Genomic DNA, 7,673 nt, shown 5'->3' with positions numbered 1-7,673 from the left:
GGATGATCCCCGGCGCCATGGTCAAGGGCATGGGCGGGGCCATGGACCTGGTCCACGGCGCCGGCCGGGTGGTCGTGATGATGGACCACGTCACCCGCACGGGCGAGGCCAAACTCCTGGCGGAGAACTCCCTGCCGTACACCGGGCGCGGATGCGTCCAACGGGTCGTCACCGACCTCTGCGTCCTCGACATCTGTCCGGAGGGGTTCCGGCTCGTCGAACCCGCCCCGGGCGTCACGATCGAGGAGATCCGCGCCAGGACGGGCGCCGAGGTCCACACCTGACCGGACGTCCCGCGCGCCACGACCCGACCCCCGGCCCCGCGTCACCGATCGGCCCCGGGGCGAACAGCGGGTGTACGGCGGCTCGCGCGGTCAACAGGGTGCCGGTTCCTCACTACTGTGGGGACCGACCCCGTCGTCGCCAGAGGAAGGTCCCCGCGCATGAGCTCCACCGCCCCGGTCACCGTCACCGTCACCGGTGCCGCCGGAAAGATCGCCTACTCCTTGCTCTTCCGGCTGGCGTCCGGTCTGGTCTACGGCCCCGACACCCCGGTCCGCCTCCGACTGCTGGACATCCCGTCGGCCGTCACGGCCGCCGAGGGCGTGGCGATGGAGATCGAGGACTGCGCTCTGCCGCTGGTCGACTCGATCGAGATCACCGACGACGCGACCGCGGCGTTCGACGGCGCCAACGCCGCGTTCCTCGTCGGGGCCATGCCGCGGGGCAAGGGCATGGAGCGCTCCGACCTGTTGAGCGCGAACGGTGCCATCTTCCGCGACCAGGGACGCTCGATCAACGCCGGCGCCGCGGACGATATCCGCGTGGTGGTGGTGGGCAACCCCGCCAACACCAACGCCTACATCGCGCACAGGCACGCCCCGGACGTCCCGGCCGGTCGGTTCACCGCCCTCATGCGGCTCGACCACAACCGGGCGTTGAGCCAGCTCGCCACCCGCCTGGGCGCCCCCGTCGCCGAACTCGACGGGGTCGTGGTGTGGGGGAACCACTCGGCCACCCAGTTCCCGGACGTCTCCTATACCACCCGAGCCGGTGAGCCCGTGACCGCCGGGCTCGGGCGGGACTGGCTGGCCGACACCTTCATCCCGCGGGTCGCGAACCGGGGATCCGAGATCATCGCCGTGCGGGGCTCGTCGTCGGCCGCCTCCGCGGCGGGGGCCGCCGTCGACCAGATGCGTGACTGGGTCCACGGCACACCGGGGGAGAGCTGGACCACGGTCGCGCTGCCCTCCGACGGGCAGTACGGCACGGTCCCGGGGGTGGTCACCGGGCTGCCCTGCCGCAGTCACGGCGGGGAATGGGAGGTCGTCGAGGGTCTGGAGATCGACGATTTCCAGCGCGCCCGCATCGACGCCTCGGTGGCCGAGTTGATCTCCGAGCGCGACGCCGTGCACGCCCTCGGCCTGACCGACTGACCCCGGGGGCGGGGCCTCCGGCGGCGTGTGTGGGGTCCCGGCGCGGACGGCCTACGATGGTCGGGTGACGACTGCAGCGACCCCCGGCCCCGAGACCGACCGCGCGGATTTGCTCCCCGCCTCCTGGAACCCCGGCGAGGTCGAGTCCGAGCTGTACCGACGCTGGGTCGACGCCGGCTACTTCGAGGCGGACCCCTCCAGCGACAAGCCCGCGTACTCTGTGGTGCTGCCGCCGCCGAATGTCACGGGCAGCCTGCACATGGGCCACGCGCTCGACCACACGCTCATGGACGTGCTCACGCGGCGCAAGCGCATGCAGGGGTTCGAGGTCCTCTGGCTTCCCGGAATGGATCACGCCGGGATCGCCACCCAGACCCTCGTGGACCGCAAGCTCCGCGCCGAGGGGATCGACCGCCACGAGATCGGGCGAGAGGCGTTCATCCAGAAGGTCTGGGAGTGGAAGCGTGAGTCCGGCGGGACCATCGGCGAGCAGATGCGCCGCCTCGGCGACGGCGTCGACTGGTCGCGTGAACGGTTCACCCTCGACGAGGGACTGTCCCGCGCGGTGCAGACCATCTTCAAGGAGCTCTACGACCAGGGGCTGATCTACCGCGCCGAGCGGCTGGTCAACTGGTCGCCCACACTCCAGACCGCGATCTCGGACATCGAGGTCAAGTACGCGGATGTCGAGGGCGAGTTGGTGAGCTTCCGCTACGGCTCGATGGACGACTCGCAGCCGCACCTGGTGGTGGCCACGACCCGGCTCGAGACGATGCTGGGCGACACGGCGATCGCCGTGCACCCGGAGGACCCGCGGTACGCCCACCTCGTGGGCACCGAGATCGAGCACCCGTTCCGCGAGGGCTGGACCATGCGCGTCGTGGCGGACGACCACGTGGACCCCGAGTTCGGGACGGGGGCCGTCAAGGTCACGCCCGCGCACGACCCCAACGACTTCGCGATCGGCCAGCGCCACGGGCTGGAGATGCCCACGATCATGGACGCGGCCGGCCGCATCGCCGACACGGGGACACGCTACGACGGGATGGACCGGTTCGAGGCGCGAAGGGTGATCCGCGAGGACCTCGCCGCCGAGGGCCGGATCGTCAAGGAGGTGCGCCCGTACCTGCACTCCGTCGGACACTCGGAGCGATCCGGCGAGCCGATCGAGCCCCGGCTGTCCCTGCAGTGGTGGGTCAGGGTCGAGGAGCTGGCCAGGATGGCCGGCGACGCCGTGCGCGACGGCGACACGGTGATCCACCCGAAGAGCCAGGAACCGCGCTGGTTCGACTGGGTCGACGACATGCACGACTGGTGCATCTCCCGCCAGCTGTGGTGGGGCCACCGCATCCCCATCTGGTACGGGCCGGACGGCGAGGTGGTCTGTGTGGGCGTGGGCGAGGAGCCGCCCGCCGGGTACACGCAGGACACGGACGTGCTCGACACGTGGTTCTCCTCCGGGCTGTGGCCGTTCTCGACCATGGGCTGGCCCGACCGGACCACCGACATCGAGCGGTTCTACCCCACGTCCGTGCTGGTCACCGGGTACGACATCCTGTTCTTCTGGGTGGCCCGGATGATGATGTTCGGCACCTTCGTGGGTCGCACCCTGACGGGTGACACCTCCGCCCCGGGGAAGGTCCCGTTCACCGACGTGTTCCTCCACGGGCTCGTCCGCGACGAGCACGGCCAGAAGATGTCCAAGTCCAAGGGCAACGGCATCGACCCGCTCGACTGGGTCGACCGCTTCGGCGCCGACGCCCTGCGCTTCACACTGGCCCGGGGCGCCAACCCCGGCGGCGACCTGTCCGTGGGTGACGACGCCGCCCAGGCCTCGCGCAACTTCGCCACCAAGCTGTTCAACGCCACGCGGTTCGCGCTGATGAACGGCGCGAAGGTGGGCCAGCTCCCGGAGGTGTCCGCGCTCACCGACGCCGACCGGTGGATCCTCCGGCGCCTCGGCGAGGTGCGCGTGTCGGTCGACGACGCCCTGGACCGCTACGAGTTCTCCAAGGCCTGCGAGGCCCTGTACCACTTCGCGTGGGACGAGGTGTGTGACTGGTACCTGGAGCTGGCCAAGGTCCAGTTCGGGAACGACGACGAGGCGCGCGGTTCCGAGCGGGCCGATCACACGCGGCTCGTGCTGGGACACGTGCTGGACGTGGTGCTGCGGATGCTGCACCCCGTCATCCCGTTCGTCACCGAGGTGCTGTGGACGGCCCTGACCGGACGCGACTCCGTGGTGGTCGCGGACTGGCCCTCCGACGTGGCCCCGGCAGAGGGGACCACGGAGTCCGTGCGCCGGGTGGCCGACGCCCAGACCCTCGTCACCGAGATCCGCCGCTTCCGCTCCGACCAGGGACTCAAGCCCGGCCAGCGGGTGCCCGCGCGCGTCACCGGGGTCGACGCGGCGGATCTGCCCGCCGACCTGCTCGACCAGGTGGCCTCGCTCGCGCGGATCACCCCGGCCGGGGACGACTTCACCGCCACCGCCTCGCTAGAGGTCCGGCTGGGGTTGTCCACGGTGGGGGTCGAGATCGACACCTCCGGCACCATCGACCTGGCCGCCGAGCGTCGCCGCCTGGAGAAGGACCTCGCGGCCGCGCGCAAGGAGCTGGAGACCACCGGCGCCAAGCTGGGCAACGAGGCGTTCCTCGGCAAGGCCCCCGACCACGTGGTGGACAAGATCCGCGCGCGCCGGGATCTCGCCGAGACCGAGGTCAGCCGGATCTCCGCCCGACTCGAGGGCCTCCCGGCCGGGAGCACCGCCTGATGGCGGGTCATCGGTGGCTCGAGCCCCACGACCCGGACGAGGGCTGGGACACCCCCACGGAGGAGGACGTCGCCGAGATGCTCGGCGAGGAGGGCCTGGTCTCCGGGGTCTCCCTCGGCGGGCCGCTGCCCGGTGACGAGGACGGCGAGGACCACCAGGAGCCGCGACCGATCCCGGAGGTCGGCAGCCCCGAGTGGCAGGCCGACACCGCAGAGCTCGCGGCGGTCGAGGAGGAACTGGCCACCCGGTGGCCGGAGACCCGCCTCGAACCGAGCCTGGACCGGATCGCGGAGCTCACCGGCGTCCTCGGGGATCCGCAATACGCCTACCCGGTCGTCCACGTGGCGGGGACCAACGGCAAGACCTCGGTCACCCGGATGATCGACGCCCTCCTGCGGGCACTGCACCAGCGCACCGGGCGCAACACCAGCCCGCACCTGCAGACCGTCACCGAGCGCATCGCCCTGGACGGCGAGCCCGTCCCGGCACGCCTGTTCGTGGACACCTACCGCGAACTGCAGCCGTACCTGGAACTGGTGGACCAGCGGTCCGAGGCCGGTGGTGGACCCCGGATGAGCTACTTCGAGGTGCTCACCGCGATGGCCTTCGCGGCCTTCGCCGACGCCCCGGTGGACGTGGCCGTGGTGGAGACCGGGATGGGCGGGACCTGGGACGCCACCAACGTGGTGCGGCCGGCCGTCGCCGTCGTCACCCCTGTCGGTCTTGACCACACCGACTACCTCGGGGACGACCTGGCGACCATCGCGGGGGAGAAGGCGGGGATCATCCAGCCGGGAGCAGAGGATGACCTGCTGCCGAGGTACCCGGTCGCCGTGATCGGTCGCCAGGAGCCCGAGGCGATGGAGGTGCTGCTGCGTCGCGCGGTCGAGGTGGGCGCGGTGGTGGCACGTCTCGGCTCGGAGTTCGACGTGGTCGAGCGTCGCCTGGCGGTGGGCGGACAGCAGCTCACCCTGCGTGGTCTCGGGGGCGAGTACCCGGAGGTGTTCCTCCCGCTGTTCGGCGAGCACCAGGCCGAGAACGCCGCCACCGCACTGGCCGCCGTCGAGGCGTTCTTCGGGGCGGGCCCCGACCGGTCGCTGGACCCCGAGCTCATCCGCGCCGGATTCGCCGCCGTGGACAACCCCGGCCGGCTCGAGCGCCTCAGCTCGAGCCCGACGGTGCTGGTGGACGCCGCGCACAACGGCCACGGCGGGCGCGCACTCGCCGAGGCGGTGACCTCCGAATTCGACTTCCGACGTCTCGTCGCCGTGGTCGCGATGCTGGACGGCAAGGACGCCGACGCCTTCCTCGCGGCCATCGAGCCGGTGGTCGACGAGGTCGTCGTCACCAGGACCGGGTCGCCGCGCGCGATGGCGCTCGAGGACCTCGCGAGGGTCGCCGAGGACCGGTTCACCGCCCAGCGGGTCCACGTGGTGGACACCCTGCCCGATGCGATCAGCGCCGCGCTGGACCTGGTGGGGGTCCCCGACCCGACCGCCGACGACGACGTCTCCGGGGTCGGCGTACTCGTGACGGGATCGGTGTTGACCGCGGGGGCCGCCCGCAGCCTGTTCGGAAAGGACGCACAGTGACCGACACCGGTTCCGTCGATCCGGCGGCCACCGCCCACGAACCCTCGGTGGATCCGTGGAAGGGACTTCGGGGGATCATGGCCGGGACCCTGATCCTCGAGGCGATCGTGATCGGCCTGGTGCTCACGGTGATCGCGAGGGTCGACGACGGGGAGCACTTCCAGCCCTGGAAGGTGTGGTTCGTCAGCCTGCTCGCCGTGGCGATGGTCGTGGCCAGTGGACTGCAGAGACGCCCCTGGGCGATCCCGCTGAACCTCACCCTCGCCGGACTCGCGGTGGCGGGGTGGGCCGTGCACTGGTCGATGGGCGTGTGCGGCCTGATGTTCGCGGCGGTGTGGGCGTACATCCTCTATCTGCGGCGGGACCTCTCCCGGCGGATGGCGGGCGGGTACCTGCCCAGCCAGCACGACTGACGGGTCCCGGGTACTTGTAGCATTGCGGCCGTGACCGAGAGAACTTTCTTCCTCATCAAGCCCGATGGCGTCCAGCGAGGCCTGACCGGCACCATTCTCGCGCGTATCGAGGCCAAGGGCCTCCAGCTCGTGGCCATGGACATGCGCCGGGTGCCACAGGAGACCGCGGCCGCGCACTACGCCGAGCACTCCGAGCGTCCGTTCTACGGCGACCTGCTCGAGTTCATCACCTCCGGGCCGGTCGTGGCCGGTGTCGTGGAGGGTCCGCGCGCGATCGCCGCGTGGCGACAGCTCGCCGGCGGGACCGACCCGGTGGAGAAGGCCGCCCCCGGGTCCATTCGCGGGGACTACGGGCTGGAGACCCAGTTCAACCTCGTCCACGGGTCGGATTCCGAGGAATCCGCGGCACGTGAGATCGAACTGTGGTTCCCCGGACTCTGATCTGACCTCATCACCAACGATCCCGGTTCATCACCGGTGATCGCACCGGACGCGCCCGTCGGTCCCCGGACCGACGGGCGCGTTCGTCGTCTCACCTCGCCCGCGCGGCGACGGATCGTCGGCGTGTGTGGGACAATGGCCGAAGCCCACATTCTTGGCGAGCGGACCTCCAGTTCGCCCCGGATCGGGCGCCCGCCCTCCGCGGCCCGGATGACACCGGGATCGCGGACCACAAGACATAGCCCCACCCGAGGTGGGGCCCAGAGAGAAATGCCGACCCCGTGCGGCGGCGTGGGTCACCGGAGCACTCCGGTGACGTGATCGCGCCCGGAGTCCGGCCAGAGGAGACACGTGTCGGATTCGAACCTGACCATCGACGATCTCAACGCGCTTCCGGAGAAGATGCGCGCGCACGCGGCCGCCAAGGCCGTGGGGATGACCAGCAAGGAGTTCCTGGCCGCCATGGCCGGCATCGGCGTGGAGGTCAGGAGCGCCCAGTCCGGGGTGACGCGCGAGGTGCTGCTCACGTGGTTCGCCAGCCGCGCAGGCGGCGGTGACACGACGTCCGAGGCGGCCACCGCCACCGAGGACGCCCCGGTGGAGAAGCCCGCCCGCACGGCACGGGCCGAAAAGGCTCCCGCCAAGAAGGCGCCCGCCAGGAAGGCGGCGGCCGAGAAGGCTCCCGCCGACAAGGCCCCCGCCAAGAAGGCGCGCAAGGCCGCGGCGGGGAAGACGGCGCCGGATGCCACCGCAGAGCCCACCACCGAGAAGAAGTCCGGGACGCAGGCGCCCGTTCGTCGACCCCTGCCGGAGATGTCGATCGTCACCGGTGAGGTGGGCGCGGCGGAGTCCGGGAACCGTCGCCGGTCCACCGCGACACCCTCGTTCTCCCCACTGTTCCTCTCTCCGGACGAGGCCGCCGCCAAGGCCGAGCGGGAGCGCCCGGCGCGCACGAGGTCCGCGGCGTCCGACAGCGCCCGGACCGACACCGCCCGGACCGACGCTGCTGACACCGGGC

6 protein-coding genes and 1 pseudogene are annotated in these 7,673 nt (G+C 71.4%); all 7 read left to right on the top strand.

Features of this window, described 5'->3' with window-relative positions; genetic code table 11:
* A partial coding sequence (locus G6028_RS11195) for a CoA-transferase (RefSeq protein WP_277817600.1) occupies positions 1–284 on the top strand: 284 nt, incomplete at its 5' end.
* A 159-nt stretch (positions 285–443) separates the two neighbouring features.
* Positions 444–1,436, top strand: a complete 993-nt coding sequence (locus G6028_RS11190; RefSeq protein ID WP_182658885.1) for a malate dehydrogenase — start codon at positions 444–446, stop codon at positions 1,434–1,436.
* 64 nt (positions 1,437–1,500) lie between these two features.
* A complete protein-coding gene (locus tag G6028_RS11185; protein ID WP_182658884.1) occupies positions 1,501–4,209 on the top strand; it encodes a valine--tRNA ligase in 2,709 nt (902 codons plus the stop codon).
* Complete coding sequence (gene folC, locus G6028_RS11180) at positions 4,209–5,801, top strand: bifunctional tetrahydrofolate synthase/dihydrofolate synthase (RefSeq protein WP_182658883.1); 1,593 nt, start codon at positions 4,209–4,211, stop codon at positions 5,799–5,801. Before G6028_RS11185 ends, folC begins: the two co-directional genes overlap by 1 nt.
* On the top strand, positions 5,798–6,214 hold the full coding sequence (locus G6028_RS11175) for a DUF4233 domain-containing protein (RefSeq protein ID WP_179524931.1): 417 nt from the start codon (positions 5,798–5,800) through the stop codon (positions 6,212–6,214). The genes folC and G6028_RS11175 overlap by 4 nt, the downstream gene beginning before the upstream one ends.
* A 30-nt stretch (positions 6,215–6,244) precedes the next feature.
* Positions 6,245–6,655 carry a nucleoside-diphosphate kinase gene (gene ndk, locus G6028_RS11170; protein ID WP_182658882.1) on the top strand — a complete coding sequence of 137 codons (411 nt, stop codon included), beginning with the start codon at positions 6,245–6,247 and terminating at the stop codon, positions 6,653–6,655.
* A gap of 351 nt (positions 6,656–7,006) precedes the next feature.
* Positions 7,007–7,673 (top strand): annotated as a pseudogene (locus G6028_RS11165) (ribonuclease E/G); the annotation flags it as partial.

Origin of the sequence: Dietzia cercidiphylli (genome assembly GCF_014145145.1) — a bacterium.
GTDB lineage: Bacteria > Actinomycetota > Actinomycetes > Mycobacteriales > Mycobacteriaceae > Dietzia > Dietzia natronolimnaea.
The sequence above is the reverse complement of the archived record's forward strand: the minus strand, read 5'-3'. Positions and strand labels throughout refer to the sequence as shown.

Bases quoted from the DNA above. Each gene is read 5' to 3' on its own strand.
- G6028_RS11190 (WP_182658885.1), top strand. From the start codon at position 444: ATGAGCTCCACCGCCCCGGTCACCGTCACCGTCACCGGTGCCGCCGGA.
- folC (WP_182658883.1), top strand. From the start codon at position 4,209: ATGGCGGGTCATCGGTGGCTCGAGCCCCACGACCCGGACGAGGGCTGG.